A 15665-nucleotide genomic window follows, 5' to 3' on the forward strand; every position below is an offset into this window, starting at 1 on the left:
GAGACAGGTAGAAATGTCGCGAATTGGACGTAAGTCGATCCCGGTACCAGCCGGCGTCGATATCACGATCGACGGGCAGACCGTCAAGGTCAAGGGCCCCAAGGGCCAGCTTGAGCACACCCTCGCCGAGCCGATCACGATCGAGCGTGGCGAGGACGGCGAGCTGAGCGTCAACCGGCCGAACGACGAGCGCAAGGCCAAGGAACTCCACGGCCTGAGCCGTACGCTGGTCGCCAACATGATCGTCGGGGTCACCGAGGGCTACCGCAAGAGCCTGGAGATCGCCGGCACCGGTTACCGGGTCACCGCCAAGGGTTCGGACCTCGAGTTCGCGCTCGGGTTCTCGCACCCGGTGGTCGTCCCCGCCCCGGCGGGCATCACCTTCACGGTGGAGCGGCCGACCCTGTTCCACGTGGCTGGCATCGACAAGCAGCAGGTCGGTGAGGTCGCCGCCAACATCCGGAAGATCCGCCCGCCGGAGCCCTACAAGGGCAAGGGCGTCAAGTACCAGGGCGAGGTCATCCGCCGCAAGGCTGGAAAGGCAGGTAAGAAGTGAGCGCCACGCTGCTCAAGCGCCGCCGCGGTGTCGCCGCCAAGCGCGCCGTTGGGCGTGCGCGTCGACACTTCCGCGTCCGCAAGAACGTCAGCGGTACGGCCGAGCGTCCGCGCCTGGTCGTCACCCGCTCCCTGCGGCACATGGTCGCCCAGATCGTCGACGACACCAAGGGTCACACCCTGGCGTCGGCGTCGACCCTGGACGCCTCGCTGCGCGGTGCGGAGGGCGACAAGAGCGCCCTGGCCGGCAAGGTGGGCGCGCTGCTCGCCGAGCGGGCCAAGGCCGCCGGCGTCTCCAAGGTCGTCTTCGACCGCGGTGGCAACCGGTACGCGGGGCGAGTCGCCGCGCTTGCCGACGCCGCCCGCGAAGCCGGGCTCGAGTTCTAACAACCCCGTCACGAGAGAGAAGGAAGGCTGCTGATGCCAGGTCAACAGCGCCGTGGCGGCGGGTCCGGTGGCAACGAGGGTGGTCGCCGCGACAACCGCCGTGAGGGCGGCCGCGGAAACGCGCCCGTCGAGAAGACCCCGCACCTTGAGCGGGTCGTCGCGATCAACCGCGTCGCCAAGGTCGTGAAGGGTGGTCGTCGCTTCAGCTTCACCGCCCTGGTGATCGTGGGCGACGGCGACGGCACGGTCGGCGTGGGCTACGGAAAGGCCAAGGAGGTGCCCGCGGCCATCGCCAAGGGTGTCGAGGAGGCCAAGAAGCACTTCTTCAAGGTTCCGCGTATCGGCGCCTCGATCCCGCACCCGGTGACGGGTGAGGACGCGGCCGGTGTGGTGCTGCTCAAGCCGGCCTCGGCCGGTACGGGTGTCATCGCCGGTGGTCCGGTGCGTGCCGTGCTGGAGTGCGCCGGTATCCACGACGTGCTCTCCAAGAGCCTCGGCTCGTCGAACCCGATCAACATCGTGCACGCCACCGTGGCGGCCCTGAAGGGGCTTGAGTCCCCCGAGCAGGTCGCGGCGCGTCGTGGTCTGCCGGTGGAGGACGTCGCGCCGGCCGCCATGCTGGCGTCGCGGGCGGGGGTGGCGTCCTGATGGCACGCCTGAAGGTCACCCAGCTCCGGTCCGGTATCGGGACCAAGCAGAACCAGCGTGACTCGCTGCGTTCGCTCGGTCTCAAGCGGATCAACGACGTGGTGGTCAAGGAGGACCGGCCCGAGATCCGCGGCATGATCTTCACGGTCAACCACCTCGTGAAGGTCGAGGAGGTCGAGTAATGACGATCAAGGTTCACCACCTGCGCCCGGCGCCTGGTTCCAAGACCGCGAAGACCCGTGTGGGTCGCGGTGAGGGTTCCAAGGGCAAGACCGCTGGTCGCGGTACCAAGGGCTCCAAGGCCCGCAAGAACATCTCGGCGGCGTTCGAGGGTGGGCAGATGCCCATCCACATGCGCCTGCCGAAGATGAAGGGCTTCAAGAACAAGTTCAAGGTGGTCTTCCAGGTGGTCAACCTGGACCGACTCGCTGAGCTGTTCCCGAACGGTGGTCAGGTCGGCCCGCTGGAGCTCGTCGAGTCCGGCGCGGTCCGCAAGGGTCACCCGGTCAAGGTCCTCGGCACCGGGGATCTCGGCGGTGTGGCGCTCCAGGTGTCCGCGCACGCGTTCAGTGCGTCGGCCAAGGAGAAGATCGCCGCCGCCGGTGGCTCCGTCACCGAGCTGTAAGGCGTACGACCATGGCGCCCGTCCAGTTGTGAGCAACTGGCGGGCGCCATGGTCTGCCTGGGGCCTGAGCGCCCGGTAACATCGGAATCGATTTATGTAGTCGGGCGCATCTGCCCGGACCGGGGTGAGGCTGTTAGAGTCCCATCCCAGCCATGGATTGCGGGCACTCGCCCGTGATCCACCCCGACCCGCCAGGGATCACCGGCGGCCCGCCTCGCGCAGGAGGAAGAAGTTGCTGTCCGCCTTTCTCAGTGCGTTCCGTACGCCTGACCTGCGCAAGAAGCTGCTGTTCACAGTAGGCATCATCGCGGTCTACCGGCTGGGTGCAACGCTCCCCAGCCCGGGCGTCTCGTACGGCAACGTGCAGAAGTGCCTCGACACCATCCAGGGTGACACCACCGGGGTGGTGAACCTGCTCAACCTCTTCTCCGGCGGAGCGCTGCTGCAGCTCTCGGTCTTCGCGCTGGGCATCATGCCCTACATCACCGCGTCGATCATCCTGCAGCTGCTGACCGTCGTGATCCCGCGTCTGGAGCAGCTCCGCAAGGAGGGCCAGGCCGGTCAGGCGAAGATCACCCAGTACACCCGCTACCTGACCCTGGGCCTCGGTGTGCTGCAGGCCTCGGCGTTCGTGGCCCTGGCCCGCTCCGGCCAGCTGTTCCAGAACCGGTGCGACCAGTTCCCGATCATCCCGACCGGCACCGGCATCCCGGACTGGCTGACGCTGTCCATCCTGGTGATGACGATGACCGCCGGCACCGGCATGGTCATGTGGCTCGGCGAGCTGATCACCGACCGCGGCGTCGGCAACGGCATGTCCGTCCTGATCTTCACCTCGATCGCGGCGCGGCTGCCCAGCGAGGGCTGGCAGATCAAGACCAGCAAGGGCTGGGACATGTTCGCCCTGGTCATCGCCCTGGTCCTGGTGGTCATCACCGCTGTCACCTTCATCGAGCAGGCGCAGCGCCGGATCCCGGTGCAGTACGCCAAGCGGATGATCGGCCGGCGGATGTACGGCGGCACGTCGACCTACATCCCGCTGAAGGTCAACCAGGCTGGTGTGATCCCGGTCATCTTCGGCTCGTCGCTGCTCTACCTGCCGCAGTTGGCGCTGCAGTTCTTCGACCAGACCGACCCGGGCAAGACCCAGTCGTGGATCCAGAACAACCTGGTCAACCCGAGCAGCCCGATCTACATCTCGGTCTACTTCCTGCTGATCATCTTCTTCACGTACTTCTACGTGTCGATCACGTTCAACCCGACCGAGGTCGCTGACAACATGAAGAAGTACGGCGGCTTCGTGCCGGGCATCCGCCCCGGCAAGCCGACCGCCGACTACCTCGACTTCATCCTCAGCCGGATCACCCTGCCGGGCGCGCTCTACCTCGGCGTGATCTCGATCCTGCCGAACTTCTTCTTCATCTGGCTGGACAACCAGCAGTACCAGAACTTCCCGTTCGGCGGCACCGCTGTGCTCATCATGGTCGGCGTCGGTCTGGAGACCGTGAAGCAGATCGAGAGCCAACTCATGCAGCGGAACTACGAAGGGTTCCTGCGGTAGATGAGACTCGTTCTGGTTGGCCCGCCGGGCGCGGGCAAGGGCACACAGGCCGAGTTCATCGCCGCGCACCTCTCGGTGCCGAAGATCTCGACCGGAGACATCTTCCGGTCGAACGTCACCCAGGGCACGCCCCTCGGTATCGAGGCGAAGCGGTACATGGACGCGGGCGAGCTGGTCCCGGACGAGGTCACCATCAACATGGTCCGGGACCGGCTGGCCGAGCCCGACGCCAGCGAGGGTTTCCTGCTCGACGGCTTCCCGCGGACGACTCCGCAGGCGGCCGCTCTGGACAAGCTCCTCGCTGATCTGGGCACCGCCCTGGATCTGGTCCTGGAGCTGGTCGTCGACGACGACGAGGTGATCCGGCGGCTCTCCGGTCGGCGTACCTGCCGGGGCTGCGGCAAGATCTGGCACGTCGAGTTCGACGCCACCACCCGGCCGGGCATCTGTGACCGGTGCGGCGCCGAGCTGTTCCAGCGCGACGACGACAAGCCGGAGACGATCGCCACGCGGCTTCGTGAGTACAGCGAGAAGACCGCACCCCTGGTCGACTACTACGGCGCTCAGGGCAAGCTGGTCGGGATCGACGCCACCGGCCCGGTGGAGGACGTCACCACCCGGGCCATCGACGCCCTGCGGTCGTACGGCGGCTGAGGTCCGACCGGTTCACGGCGGATAGAGTGCGAACAGCGGGGTACGCGTGACGTGCCCCGCTGAACGGCCACGAAAGGTAACTGCTCCATGCGTCGTCCCCAGCTGGACATCCAGCTGAAGACTCCTGACCAGATCGAGAAGATGCGGGCCGCCGGGCTGGTGGTGGCCGAGGCGCTGCGCCGGATGCGGGAGGCTGTTACCCCCGGCGTGAGCACCGCCGATCTGGACGCTATCGCCGAGGCGACCATCCGCGAGGCGGGTGGCGTTCCGTCGTTCAAGGGCTATCACGGGTTCCCGGCGTCGATCTGTTCCTCGGTCAACGAGCAGATCGTGCACGCCATCCCGTCGCCGAAGCAGGTGCTCCAGCCCGGTGACCTGATCTCCATCGACTGCGGCGCGGTGTTGGACGGGTGGCACGGCGATTCCGCCATCACGGTCGGGGTCGGCGACGTCGACCCGGCGCTGCTGAAGATGGCCGAGGTCGCCGAGGACGCGATGTGGGCCGGCATCGCCGCCGCCGCCCGGGGCGCGGCGAGCGGCAAGGGCCGCCTCACCGACATCTCGCACGCGGTGGAGACCGCTGTGCGCAAGGGCGGTCGGTACGGCATCGTCGACGGTTACGGCGGGCACGGCATCGGGACCGAGATGCATCAGGACCCGCACGTGCTCAACCACGGCCGGCCGGGCAAGGGCCCGCGTCTGGTTCCCGGGATGGCGCTGGCGATCGAGCCGATGATCACCATGGCGTCGCCGCGTACCGTCGAGTTGGCCGACGGGTGGACGGTCGTCACCCGGGACGGCTCGGTGGCCGCGCACGTCGAGCACTCGATGGCGTTGCTGCCGGACGGGGTCTGGGTGCTCACCGCCTTCGACGGAGGCCGCGCCCGCCTGGGCGACCTGGTGACCGCCCGCCAACCTGCCGCCTCAACAACCCCCTAACCCTCCCAGGGTCCTCGGTCCGCCCGTTGAGCATGAAGTTGTTGCCCCGACACGCCGGTGAGACTGGCAACAACTTCATGATCGACCAGGGTCGGGGGTCGGGCGGACTGGCGCGACGGTGGCATGCTTGCCGGCATGGACGGGCGCGACGGGATGCGAGCCGCTGACTCGGACCGTGCGGCGGTGGCCGACCGGTTGCGGGTCGCCCTCGAGGAGGGCCGGCTGGACCTGCACGAGTACGACGAGCGGTTGCAGCGGGCCTACGCCGCACGCACGTACGCCGACCTGAAGGTCCTGCTCGCCGACCTGCCGCCGGTGACGCCGGCGCAGCGGTCGGGTCTGGCGCCGGCGACCGCGCCGACCGTGGGCCTGCTGGGTGACCAGCCCGGTCAGACGGCCACCCGGGGTGCCACCGCCCGCTGGTTGGCCGAGGTGTGGTTCCCGTACCTGCGGGTGATTGCCATCGTGGTGACCATCTGGGCGGTGGCGTCACTGCTCAGCCAGGACCTGCAGCACTTCTGGCCGGCCTGGGTGGCCGGGCCGTGGGGCGCGGTGCTGGTGATCCGCACCGTCACGGGACTGGCCGGGGGAGAGCCCCGGCGCGAGGCCATCAAGCGGCAGCGCCGCCAAGAACGCAAACAGGCAAAGCGCGCCATCAACCCCGACACCCCCCAATAACCCCGGGCCGCCCGGCTCGGCCCCCACTCTTCCCGCGTTGATCATGAAGTTACTGCCACCGACACCGGCGATTCGTGGCAACAACTTCATGATCAACGGAACTGGGGATGGGGGCCGTGGGGGCGACGCGCGGGGTGGGGGGTGGTCGGTTTGGCGGCGGCCTGCAGGCCGGCGTACACTTTCAGATCGGCGCACAGCGTCCACTCCGGCATGCCCACCCTGCGCTTCGGTGGGAGCTGGAGCCGCGGCTGGCGCGGGCTTCTGATTCTGATCAGATTTCCGTGTAAGACGTTGTGGGCCGCCCGGAGCAATCGACGTCAGGACAGCGGAGGACATGCCGAAAAAAGACGGAGCCATTGAGATCGAGGGTCGGGTCATCGAGCCCCTGCCGAACGCCATGTTCCGGGTGGAGCTCGCGAACGGCCACAAGGTGTTGGCTCACATCAGCGGCAAGATGCGGCAGCACTACATCCGCATCCTTCCGGAGGACCGGGTCGTCGTCGAACTTTCGCCGTACGACCTGACCCGCGGGCGCATCGTCTACCGCTACAAGTAGTCCTGACGACGGCCGGGAAGTCCCGTGTCCGTCTTCGACGTCCGGTGTCGCGCAACGCGCGTCCCCGGGCCAGATGGGAAGTAAGGCAACCGTGAAGGTCAAGCCGAGCGTCAAGAGGATCTGCAACAAGTGCCGGGTTATCCGCCGGCACGGCCGGGTCATGGTCATCTGCAGCGACCCGCGCCACAAGCAGCGCCAGGGCTGACTCAGCCCGTCCGGCCGGAGCACGGCCGGGTGGCGTTGGTCCCGGCAGATCCCCAGCGACACACACATCACACATGCTCGTCCCAGCCGCGAGCGGTACGCGATGCGTACTCCCTCGTGGCTGACCCCCGGTCGGAGGCCGGGGCCCGCTTGGGCAGCGACCGATCCCGGTCGCCGGCGCTGATCGCGTCGGAAGGACGGGACGGCCGGTAGCGGGGTGGGACGGGTCCACACCTCCGCCACACATCACGAGGAGTACGCCCGCACATGGCACGTCTAGTCGGCGTGGATCTCCCCCGCGAAAAGCGGTTGGAGATCGCGCTCACCTACATCTTCGGGGTCGGTCGCACCCGCGCCCTGGAGACGCTCGCCGCCACCGGCATCTCGCCGGACAAGCGCGCTCGGGACCTCACGGACGAGGAGCTCGTGCAGCTCCGCGACCACATCGAGGGCAACTACAAGGTTGAAGGCGACCTGCGCCGCGAGGTCGCCGCTGACATCCGCCGCAAGGTCGAGATCGGCTGCTACGCCGGCATCCGGCACCGCCGGGGCCTGCCCGTGCGTGGCCAGCGGACCAAGACCAATGCCCGGACCCGCAAGGGCCCGAAGCGGACCGTCGCCGGCAAGAAGAAGCCCGGCAAGAAGTAGTTCTTAACCGGATGACGGGGTCGGTCGCCGCCGAGGCGGGCCAGACCGCAACCCAGTCCGGAAAGTCAACTAGGAGCGCACAGACTTATGCCACCGAAGGCTCGTGCCGGAGCCGCTGTAAAGAAGGTCCGGCGCAAGGAACGCAAGAACGTCGCCCACGGGCAGGCGCACATCAAGAGCACGTTCAACAACACCATCGTGTCCATCACGGACCCGACCGGTGCGGTCATCTCCTGGGCCTCCGCCGGCCAGGTCGGCTTCAAGGGCTCCCGCAAGTCGACTCCGTTCGCCGCGCAGCTGGCCGCCGAGGCTGCCGCGCGTCGCGCCATGGAGCACGGCATGCGCAAGGTCGACGTGTTCGTCAAGGGCCCCGGCTCCGGCCGGGAAACCGCCATCCGTTCGCTGCAGGCAGTGGGCCTCGAGGTCGGGCAGATCGCCGACGTCACCCCGCAGCCGCACAACGGGTGCCGTCCGCCGAAGCGTCGCCGGGTCTGAGAGGTAGAGAGAGATGGCTCGTTACACCGGTGCAGACTGCCGCCGTTGCCGGCGGGAGAAGATGAAGCTGTTCCTCAAGGGCAGCAAGTGCGATGGTCCGAAGTGCCCGTTCGAGTCCCGGCCGTTCCCGCCCGGGCAGCACGGCCGCGGCCGCACGAAGGAGACGGAGTACCTGCTCCAGCTCCGCGAGAAGCAGAAGGCCCGCCGCGTCTACGGCGTGCTGGAGAAGCAGTTCCGCGGTTACTACGAGGAAGCCGTCGGCAAGCAGGCCAAGACCGGTGAGGTCCTCCTGCAGATCCTCGAGTCGCGGCTGGACAACGTCGTTTACCGCGCCGGCTTCGCCCACTCGCGGGACATGGCCCGCCAGCTGGTCAAGCACGGTCACTTCACGGTGAACGGCAAGAAGGTCGACATCCCGTCGTACCGCGTCAAGGAGCACGACATCATCGAGGTTCGGGGCAAGAGCAAGGAGCTCACCCCGTTCATCGTCGCGCAGGCTCAGGCCGGCTCGAAGACGGTTCCGGCGTGGCTTGAGGCCATCCCGAGCCAGATGAAGGTGCTCGTGCACTCCCTCCCGGCCCGGCAGGTCATCGACACGCAGGTCCAGGAGCAGTTGATCGTCGAGCTCTACTCCAAGTAGTCGGGCTCGTTGCGGTGGCCCGCCCGCTTGGGCGGGCCACCGGAACAGTTTGTGTCGTGGGCGTCAAATAGCGGGCGTCCCGGAAGAGAAGAGAAAAGATGCTCATCAGCCAGCGACCCTCCCTCTCCGAGGAGTCGATCAACGAGACCCGGTCGCGGTTCGCCATCGAGCCGCTGGAGCCGGGCTTCGGCTACACCCTGGGCAACTCGCTGCGGCGTACGCTGCTGTCGTCGATCCCGGGCGCGGCCGTCACCTCGATCAAGATCGACGGTGTGCTGCACGAGTTCACCACGATCCCCGGTGTCAAGGAGGACGTGGTCGAGCTCGTCATGAACATCAAGGAGCTGTGCGTCAGCTCCGAGCACGACGAGCCGGTCAGCATGTACCTGCGTAAGCAGGGCCCGGGCGACGTGACGGCGGGCGACATCCAGCCGCCGGCCGGCGTCTCGGTGCACAACCCGGATCTGAAGCTCGCCACCCTGAACGGCAAGGGCCGGCTCGACATGGAGCTGACCGTCGAGCGGGGCCGGGGCTACGTGACGGCGGCGCAGAACAAGCAGTCCGGCGCCGAGATCGGCCGCATCCCGGTCGACTCGATCTACTCGCCGGTGCTGAAGGTGACCTACCGCGTCGAGGCGACCCGTGTCGAGCAGCGTACCGACTTCGACCGGCTGATCATCGACGTCGAGACCAAGCCGTCGATGGGCCCGCGTACCGCGCTGGCCTCCGCCGGTTCGACGCTGGTGGAGCTGTTCGGGCTCGCCCGGGAGCTGGACGAGACCGCCGAGGGCATCGACATCGGGCCGTCCCCGCAGGACGCCCAGCTGGCGGCGGACCTCGCTCTGCCGATCGAGGAGCTGGACCTCACCGTCCGCTCCTACAACTGCCTCAAGCGCGAGGGCATCAACTCCGTTGGTGAGCTCATCGGGCGTACCGAGGCCGACCTCCTCGACATCCGCAACTTCGGTCAGAAGTCGATCGACGAGGTCAAGATGAAGCTCGCCGGGATGGGTCTCGGGCTGAAGGACTCGGCTCCGAACTTCGACCCGGCGCACGTCGTGGACACCTTCGGCGAGGCCGACTACGACACCGACGACTACCGCGAGACCGAGCAGCTCTAGTCCGCGCTGCCGCCACAACTGAGGAGCACCAAAAATGCCCACGCCCACCAAGGGCCCCCGCCTCGGCGGCAGCCCCTCGCACGAGCGGCTGATGCTCGCCAACCTGGCGACCGCGCTGTTCCAGCACGGCAAGATCCAGACCACCGAGACGAAGGCCCGGCGGCTGCGCCCGCTGGCCGAGCAGCTCATCACCAAGGCCAAGCGCGGTGACCTCGCCTCGCGGCGTCGGGTGCTGGGTGTCGTCAAGGACAAGGACGTCGTCTACGCCCTGTTCGACCAGATCGCGCCCCGGTACGCCAACCGCCCCGGCGGTTACACCCGGATCGTGAAGACCGGTCCGCGCAAGGGTGACGCCGCTCCGATGGCGATCATCGAGCTGGTGGAGGAGCTTCAGGTCGCCGAGCCGAAGGCGAACAAGAAGACTGCCGCCCGCAAGGCCGCGCAGCAGGACAAGGTCGAGGCGCTCGCCCCGGCCGACGAGGCCCCGAAGTCGGCTCCGGCCGACCAGGACTCCGAGGCGCCGGTGTCGGCGTCCGGTGACACCGCCGCCGCCCGCGAGGACAGCGACGAGGCCACCGAGAACAAGGCCTGATCAAGGGCATTGTCGGGCCCGGCACCCCATCGGGGTGTCGGGCCCGACCCGTAACAGGAGGTACGAGGTGGACGAGCGGATCCGGCTGCGGCTGGACGTCTCGTACGACGGCGCCGACTTCTCCGGCTGGGCCGCCCAGCCGGCCCGGCGCACCGTCGCGGGGGTGCTCGTCGAGACCCTGGACCTGGTTCTCGGCGTCGGCACTGCCACCGGGCTGACGGTGGCCGGTCGGACCGACGCGGGGGTGCACGCCACCGGGCAGGTGTGCCACCTGGACCTGCCGGTGGAGGTGTGGCGACAGCACGAGGGGCGACTGCTGCGCCGCCTGGCCCGGCTGCTCCCCACCGACGTGCGGGTACGGGCGATGACGGAGGTGCCGGCCGACTTCGACGCCCGGTTCTCGGCGACCTTCCGGCGCTATGAGTACCGGGTCACCGATGCGCCCTTCGGTGCGGAGCCGCTGCGCCGGCACGAGGTGCTGGCCTGGCCGAGACCGTTGGACCTGACGGCGCTGAACGCCGCCGCGGCCGGGCTGGTGGGGGAGCACGACTTCGCCGCGTACTGCCGGCGCAAGGAGCACGCGACCACGCTGCGCGAGGTGACCAGGCTGGACTGGCGTCGCGACCCGGACGGCATTCTGGTCGCCACCGTGCAGGCCGACGCGTTCTGCCAGGCGATGGTGCGCAGCCTCGTGGGGGCGATGCTGGTGGCCGGGGACGGCCGTCGCCCGGTCGAGTGGCCGGGGAGCCTGCTCACCCGTCAGGAGCGTTCCAGCGAGGTGACAGTGGCGCCCGCGCACGGGCTGACCCTGGTCGCGGTCGGCTACCCGTCCGATCCGACCGAGTACGCACGCCGCGCCGACCTGACCCGCCGGTTGCGGGTTCCGGTCGAAGGCTGACCGCCCGGACCGCCAGTGACGACGGGTGTGCCACCTGTCGGCAGCACACCCGTCATCGGGGAACCGGTCAGTCGCCTGGCAGCTCGCCGTTGCCGCCCTGGCTTCCACTGTTGTCGGTCGGCCCGGCCGTCGGTTGCGCGGCCGTGCCACCGTCGGCGCGCTGTTGCAGCACGCCCCGGCTGAGGTGCAGCTCGATCATGTCGAACAGGATCTCGCGGACCTTGGCGTCACCCGCCTTGACCGCCGCGCCGTCCTTGCGAACCACCAGGGCGTACGCCAGGTAGTGGCCGCGGACCTGCCAGCCGACGCGTGCCGGAGCGCTGGTCAGGACGTCGGTGCCGTCGCCGTCGTCGCCGGTGAGGCCACGGAAACGGCCCTGCCGTTCGTCGAGCAGCTGCCGGAGCCGGTCCCGGGCTCGTTCCGCGCTGACCTTGTCGGTGAGGTTGAACAGGCCGGCGGTGACCAGGTGCCCGTCGTCGGGCGTGCTCAGCGTCGCCCGGACGATCTGGTTGCAGCCGAGCCGGACCAGCAGGTCGGCGACCTCGTCGGTGGCGGCGACGGCACAACTGCCGCTGGACTGGGTCTTGAGCACCCGGTAGCTGGGCTGGCCGTCGGTGAGCTTCAGTTCCTTGCCGGGGAAGAGTTCCTTGGCGGTGAGCGGGGCCTGGTCGGTGTCCCGGGAGTCGAGGGCCACCCGTTCCGGCGTGGCCGACGGCGCGGCGGCGTTCGGCTGGTACGTCGGGTTGCTCTGCGGCTGCTGCTCGTTGCGGTCGATGAGCAGCGCGGCGGCGCCGAGGCCGCAGAGGGCGAGCAGTACCAGGACGGCGGCACCGCCGATCAGTACCTGCCACAGCCGGCCGCCGCCGCGCCGGGCGTTCGGTTCCACCGGGGTCGCCGACGTGTAGATCTGGCTGCGCGGCGGTGCGGGCGGGATGTCGGCACGAGTCGGCGTGGACTGCGGCAGGTCGGCCCGTATCGGCGCGGACTGCGGCGGGTCGGCGCGGGTCGGCGCGGGCGACGACGAGGGCAGCGAGAGCTGGTTCGGCCGGGGCAGCGACGGCGTCGGGAAGCGCGACGGGGACGGCCCGGCCGGCGGGGGCGGGCCGGTGCCGAGCACCGACAGGTCGGACCCGGGCTCCGGGTAATCCTCGAAAGCGTCCTCATCGGACTCGTACCGATACACCATGTCGCCCAGAGTAGGAGCGATTGTCCCTTTAGGGGGTAATTTCAGGGAAATGCGCGCGTGGGCCGGGTCAGGTCCGTGGAGAAGGCCGATCGCCCCGGCGGTCCTTGCCGGGCCGGTGCGAGAATTGCCCGGTGACCGGCGACCACTACTTCACCGCTCAGCCCACCAGCGACGCCCCGGCGCGCGAGGTCGAGTTCTCCGTCGCCGACCGCGACTACCGGCTCGCCTCGGCCGGCGGAGTCTTCTCCGCCAGCCGACTCGACCCGGGCACCGCCGTGCTGCTGCGCAAGGCCGAGCTGCCCGCCGCCGACACCGTGGGCGACCTGCTCGACCTCGGTTGCGGGTTCGGGCCGATCAGCTGCGTCCTGGCCGACGTCGCGCCGGCCAGCACCATCTGGGCCGTCGACGTCAATGCCCGGGCCCGCGAGCTGACCGCCGCCAACGCGGCTCGGATCGGCGCCGCCGACCGGGTCCGGGTCAGCGCACCGGACGACGTCCCGGAAGACCTCCGCTTCGCCCAGCTCTGGTCGAACCCGCCCATCCGGATCGGCAAGGACGAGCTGCACGAGCTGTTGCTGCGCTGGCTGCCCCGACTCGCCTCGGACGGTGTCGGCTGGTTGGTCGTCGCCCGACACCTCGGCGGCGACTCGCTGCAACGCTGGCTCACCGAGCAGAGTTGGCAGGTCGAGCGGTACGCCAGCCAGAAGGGCTTCCGGGTGCTGCGCGTCACCCGGTAATTGGATGTACCCCCCGACCCTCACTGGGGCAGGATCCCGGCGTGGGATACGTGGACGTGGCAGCGGTCGGGCACATCCTGCCCGACGGTCGGGAACTCTTCGCCGACGTGTCGTTCCGGGTCGGTGAGGGCAGCAAGGTCGCCCTGGTCGGGCCGAACGGCGCGGGAAAGACGACGCTGCTGAGGATGGTCGCCGGCGACCTGCCGGTGCGCACCGGCGTCGTCGCACGGGCCGGCGGGCTGGGCGTGATGCGCCAGTTCATCGGCATGATCGGCGACGAGTCGAGCCTCGCCGACCTGGCGTTGTCGCTCGCCCCGCCGGCCCTGCGCGACGCCGGCCGGCGACTCGGCGAGACCGAGGCGGCAATGCGGGCGGCCGAGGCCCACGGCACGTTCAGCAACGCCGCGGGCAAGGCCCAACTGGCGTACGCCGATGCGCTCGGCGCCTGGGGCGAGGCCGGCGGGTACGACGCCGAGGTGCTCTTCGACACCGTCGCGACGATCGTGCTCGGCCAGCCGTGGGACGCCGTCCGGGACCGGCCGGTGCGTACCCTCTCCGGCGGCCAGCAGAAGCGCTTCGCGCTGGAGTTGCTGCTGCGCGGCCCGGACGAGGTGCTGCTGCTCGACGAGCCGGACAACTTCCTCGACGTGCCCGGCAAACGCTGGCTGGAGGCGCGACTGCGCGAGTCGACCAAGTCGGTGCTCTACGTCTCGCACGACCGCGAGCTGCTGGCCCAGAGCGCCGACCGGGTGGTCGCCGTCGAGGGTGGTAGTGCCTGGGTGCACCCGGGCGGCTTCGCCAGCTGGCACGAGGCACGGGTGGCCCGGCACGCCCGCCTCGACGAGCTGCGCCGACGGTGGGACGAGGAACACCAGAAGCTGCGTGAGCTGATGCTGATGTACAAGCAGAAGGCCGCGTACAACGACGGGTTGGCCTCGCGCTACCAGGCCGCGCAGACCCGGTTGCGGAAGTTCGAGGAGGCCGGGCCGCCGCCCGTACCCCCGAAGGACCAGGACATCCGGATGCGGCTGGCCGGCGGGCGGACCGGCAAGCGCGCGGTCGTCTGCGAGCAGCTTGAACTCGACGGCCTGACCTACCCCTTCGACCTGGAGATCTGGTACGGCGACCGGGTGGCGGTGCTCGGTGCCAACGGCACCGGCAAGTCGCACTTCCTGCGGCTGCTGGCGCGCGGCGGCACCGACCCCGACCCGGCGAACGGACCGGTCGACGGAGCGGGGGCGCTCGCACCGGTGGCGCACGACGGCGTGGCCCGCCTCGGTGCCCGGGTCCGCCCCGGGCACTTCTCCCAGACCCACGACCGGCCGGAGCTGATGTCGAAGACGCTCGTCGAGATTCTCTGGCGCGGCGACGAACACCGCACCGGGATGGACCGACACGCGGCGATGGGCGTGCTCAGCCGCTACGAGCTGGCCGCGCAGGGCGACCAGCGGTTCGGCACGCTCTCCGGCGGGCAGCAGGCCCGGTTCCTGGTGTTGCTGCTGGAGTTGTCCGGGGCGACCCTGTTGCTGCTCGACGAGCCCACCGACAACCTCGACCTGGCCAGCGCGGAAGCGCTCGAAGCGGGCCTGAACGCGTTCGAGGGGACGGTGATCGCGGTCACCCACGACCGCTGGTTCACCCGCTCCTTCGACCGGTTCGTGCTGTTCCGGGATGACAGCGAGGTGGTGGAGACCCCGGAACCGGTCTGGGACGTCGGGTGATCCCGGCCGACCTGCCCGACCGGCTGTGCGCCGTGCCGGGCGTGGTCGCCGTGGCGCTCGGCGGCAGCCGGGCACGCGGCGAGCACCGCCCCGACTCCGACTGGGACCTCGGCCTGTACTACCAGGGTGAGCCGGACGTACCGGCGCTGCGGGCGATAGCCGCGACCGTCGCCGACGACCCGGCGGTGGTACTCACCGCACCGGGTGGTTGGGGGCAGTGGGTCGACGGCGGTGGTTGGCTGCGGATCGGCGGGGTCGCCGTGGACTGGATCTACCGGGACCTCGACCGGGTGCGCCGCGTCTGGACGGACTGCCGCGCCGGCCGGTACGAGGTCGGTGTGCAGGCCGGGCACCCGCTCGGGTTCTACTCGTCCGCCTACGTCGGCGAGGTGGCGCTGTGTCAGGTGCTCGCGGACCCGACCGGCCAGCTGACCCGCCTGAAGGAGCAGACCCGGGATTACCCGCCCGCACTGGCCGACGCGCTGGTGGCGGGCGGCTGGGAGGCCGGCTTCCTGCTGGCCGGCGCGGCCAAGGCCAGCGCTCGCGGGGACAGCGGGTACGTCGCGGGCTGCCTGTTCCGGACGATCGGGGTGCTCGCCCAGGTGCTGCACGCCCGGGCGGGCCGGTGGCTGGTCAACGAGAAAGGGATGATCGACGCCGCGGGGCGGCTGCCGGGTGCGCCGCCGGACTTCGCGCGGCGGGCGCACGCGCTGTTGGGAGCCGTCGGTCACGGCCCCGCCGAACTGGCCGCGACCATCGACGCTGCCCGTGAGCTGGTCAGTGAGGTCGTCGGTTGAGCCGCCGCCGAGGTGGCCCGCAC

General features: G+C 69.7%; 20 protein-coding genes and 1 pseudogene. 20 read left to right on the top strand and 1 reads right to left on the bottom strand.

The window, feature by feature from the left end; genetic code table 11:
• Positions 1–13: 13 nt before the first annotated feature.
• The 17 genes and pseudogenes from rplF to truA all read left to right on the top strand — a co-directional run bounded on the left by rplF (position 14) and on the right by truA (position 11201).
• Positions 14–556, top strand: a complete 543-nt coding sequence (rplF, locus tag IF22_RS0107875; protein ID WP_030329899.1) for a 50S ribosomal protein L6 — start codon at positions 14–16, stop codon at positions 554–556.
• Positions 553–942: a 50S ribosomal protein L18 gene (rplR, locus tag IF22_RS0107880; RefSeq protein ID WP_030329901.1), complete on the top strand. Its 390-nt coding sequence runs from the start codon at positions 553–555 to the stop codon at positions 940–942. Before rplF ends, rplR begins: the two co-directional genes overlap by 4 nt.
• A gap of 33 nt (positions 943–975) precedes the next feature.
• Positions 976–1590 carry a 30S ribosomal protein S5 gene (gene rpsE / locus IF22_RS0107885; protein ID WP_018784559.1) on the top strand — a complete coding sequence of 205 codons (615 nt, stop codon included), beginning with the start codon at positions 976–978 and terminating at the stop codon, positions 1588–1590.
• Complete coding sequence (gene rpmD, locus IF22_RS0107890; protein WP_030329904.1) at positions 1590–1772, top strand: 50S ribosomal protein L30; 183 nt, start codon at positions 1590–1592, stop codon at positions 1770–1772. Before rpsE ends, rpmD begins: the two co-directional genes overlap by 1 nt.
• Entirely contained in the window at positions 1772–2215 is a 444-nt protein-coding gene (gene rplO, locus IF22_RS0107895) for a 50S ribosomal protein L15 (protein WP_030329906.1), read from the top strand. Before rpmD ends, rplO begins: the two co-directional genes overlap by 1 nt.
• A 232-nt stretch (positions 2216–2447) precedes the next feature.
• The gene (gene secY, locus IF22_RS0107900; RefSeq protein ID WP_030329909.1) at positions 2448–3776 is read left to right on the top strand and encodes a preprotein translocase subunit SecY; all 1329 of its coding nucleotides are present in this window, start codon (positions 2448–2450) and stop codon (positions 3774–3776) included.
• Positions 3777–4430: an adenylate kinase gene (locus IF22_RS0107905; protein WP_030329911.1), complete on the top strand. Its 654-nt coding sequence runs from the start codon at positions 3777–3779 to the stop codon at positions 4428–4430.
• A gap of 87 nt (positions 4431–4517) precedes the next feature.
• The gene (gene map / locus IF22_RS0107910; RefSeq protein WP_030329913.1) at positions 4518–5369 is read left to right on the top strand and encodes a type I methionyl aminopeptidase; all 852 of its coding nucleotides are present in this window, start codon (positions 4518–4520) and stop codon (positions 5367–5369) included.
• A gap of 135 nt (positions 5370–5504) precedes the next feature.
• Positions 5505–6063, top strand: a pseudogene (locus IF22_RS0107915) (DUF1707 SHOCT-like domain-containing protein); the annotation flags it as partial.
• Positions 6064–6381: 318 nt separating this feature from the next.
• Positions 6382–6603, top strand: a complete 222-nt coding sequence (gene infA, locus IF22_RS0107920) for a translation initiation factor IF-1 (protein ID WP_007073013.1) — start codon at positions 6382–6384, stop codon at positions 6601–6603.
• A 91-nt stretch (positions 6604–6694) separates the two neighbouring features.
• Positions 6695–6808: a 50S ribosomal protein L36 gene (rpmJ, locus tag IF22_RS34255; RefSeq protein ID WP_043965539.1), complete on the top strand. Its 114-nt coding sequence runs from the start codon at positions 6695–6697 to the stop codon at positions 6806–6808.
• 266 nt (positions 6809–7074) lie between these two features.
• The gene (gene rpsM / locus IF22_RS0107925; protein ID WP_030329917.1) at positions 7075–7455 is read left to right on the top strand and encodes a 30S ribosomal protein S13; all 381 of its coding nucleotides are present in this window, start codon (positions 7075–7077) and stop codon (positions 7453–7455) included.
• Between the two features lie 87 nt (positions 7456–7542).
• Positions 7543–7950 (top strand): 30S ribosomal protein S11, encoded by a 408-nt coding sequence (gene rpsK, locus IF22_RS0107930; RefSeq protein WP_030329919.1) that lies wholly within the window; start codon positions 7543–7545, stop codon positions 7948–7950.
• Positions 7951–7963: 13 nt separating this feature from the next.
• The gene (gene rpsD, locus IF22_RS0107935; RefSeq protein ID WP_030329921.1) at positions 7964–8590 is read left to right on the top strand and encodes a 30S ribosomal protein S4; all 627 of its coding nucleotides are present in this window, start codon (positions 7964–7966) and stop codon (positions 8588–8590) included.
• A gap of 98 nt (positions 8591–8688) precedes the next feature.
• On the top strand, positions 8689–9711 hold the full coding sequence (locus IF22_RS0107940) for a DNA-directed RNA polymerase subunit alpha (protein WP_007465227.1): 1023 nt from the start codon (positions 8689–8691) through the stop codon (positions 9709–9711).
• 34 nt (positions 9712–9745) lie between these two features.
• The gene (gene rplQ / locus IF22_RS0107945) at positions 9746–10303 is read left to right on the top strand and encodes a 50S ribosomal protein L17 (RefSeq protein WP_030329923.1); all 558 of its coding nucleotides are present in this window, start codon (positions 9746–9748) and stop codon (positions 10301–10303) included.
• 67 nt (positions 10304–10370) lie between these two features.
• Entirely contained in the window at positions 10371–11201 is an 831-nt protein-coding gene (gene truA / locus IF22_RS0107950; RefSeq protein WP_030329925.1) for a tRNA pseudouridine(38-40) synthase TruA, read from the top strand.
• A gap of 67 nt (positions 11202–11268) precedes the next feature.
• Here truA and IF22_RS0107955 read toward each other — a convergent pair whose 3' ends face one another.
• Complete coding sequence (locus tag IF22_RS0107955; protein WP_030329927.1) at positions 11269–12387, bottom strand: hypothetical protein; 1119 nt, start codon at positions 12385–12387, stop codon at positions 11269–11271.
• A gap of 131 nt (positions 12388–12518) precedes the next feature.
• On the opposite strand from IF22_RS0107955, the gene IF22_RS0107960 reads away from it, so the two are divergent.
• From IF22_RS0107960 to IF22_RS0107970, 3 genes are read left to right on the top strand one after another with little or no spacing between them, the layout of a single operon-like run.
• On the top strand, positions 12519–13124 hold the full coding sequence (locus IF22_RS0107960; protein WP_030329928.1) for a class I SAM-dependent methyltransferase: 606 nt from the start codon (positions 12519–12521) through the stop codon (positions 13122–13124).
• Positions 13125–13165: 41 nt separating this feature from the next.
• A complete protein-coding gene (locus IF22_RS0107965) occupies positions 13166–14845 on the top strand; it encodes an ABC-F family ATP-binding cassette domain-containing protein (RefSeq protein ID WP_030329931.1) in 1680 nt (559 codons plus the stop codon).
• Positions 14842–15642 (top strand): nucleotidyltransferase domain-containing protein, encoded by an 801-nt coding sequence (locus tag IF22_RS0107970; protein ID WP_030329933.1) that lies wholly within the window; start codon positions 14842–14844, stop codon positions 15640–15642. The genes IF22_RS0107965 and IF22_RS0107970 overlap by 4 nt, the downstream gene beginning before the upstream one ends.
• Positions 15643–15665: the final 23 nt, after the last annotated feature.

It is taken from the genome of Micromonospora parva, assembly GCF_000718515.1.
Classification (GTDB): Bacteria; Actinomycetota; Actinomycetes; order Mycobacteriales; family Micromonosporaceae; genus Micromonospora; species Micromonospora parva.

Coding starts and splice junctions, on each gene's coding strand:
- rplQ (WP_030329923.1), top strand. CDS start 9,746: ATGCCCACGCCCACCAAGGGCCCCCGCCTCGGCGGCAGCCCCTCGCAC.
- rplO (WP_030329906.1), top strand. CDS start 1,772: ATGACGATCAAGGTTCACCACCTGCGCCCGGCGCCTGGTTCCAAGACC.
- rpmD (WP_030329904.1), top strand. CDS start 1,590: ATGGCACGCCTGAAGGTCACCCAGCTCCGGTCCGGTATCGGGACCAAG.
- rpsM (WP_030329917.1), top strand. CDS start 7,075: ATGGCACGTCTAGTCGGCGTGGATCTCCCCCGCGAAAAGCGGTTGGAG.
- rplF (WP_030329899.1), top strand. CDS start 14: ATGTCGCGAATTGGACGTAAGTCGATCCCGGTACCAGCCGGCGTCGAT.
- IF22_RS0107905 (WP_030329911.1), top strand. CDS start 3,777: ATGAGACTCGTTCTGGTTGGCCCGCCGGGCGCGGGCAAGGGCACACAG.
- rpsE (WP_018784559.1), top strand. CDS start 976: ATGCCAGGTCAACAGCGCCGTGGCGGCGGGTCCGGTGGCAACGAGGGT.
- infA (WP_007073013.1), top strand. CDS start 6,382: ATGCCGAAAAAAGACGGAGCCATTGAGATCGAGGGTCGGGTCATCGAG.
- IF22_RS0107940 (WP_007465227.1), top strand. CDS start 8,689: ATGCTCATCAGCCAGCGACCCTCCCTCTCCGAGGAGTCGATCAACGAG.
- rpsK (WP_030329919.1), top strand. CDS start 7,543: ATGCCACCGAAGGCTCGTGCCGGAGCCGCTGTAAAGAAGGTCCGGCGC.
- map (WP_030329913.1), top strand. CDS start 4,518: ATGCGTCGTCCCCAGCTGGACATCCAGCTGAAGACTCCTGACCAGATC.
- IF22_RS0107955 (WP_030329927.1), bottom strand. CDS start 12,387: ATGGTGTATCGGTACGAGTCCGATGAGGACGCTTTCGAGGATTACCCG.
- rpsD (WP_030329921.1), top strand. CDS start 7,964: ATGGCTCGTTACACCGGTGCAGACTGCCGCCGTTGCCGGCGGGAGAAG.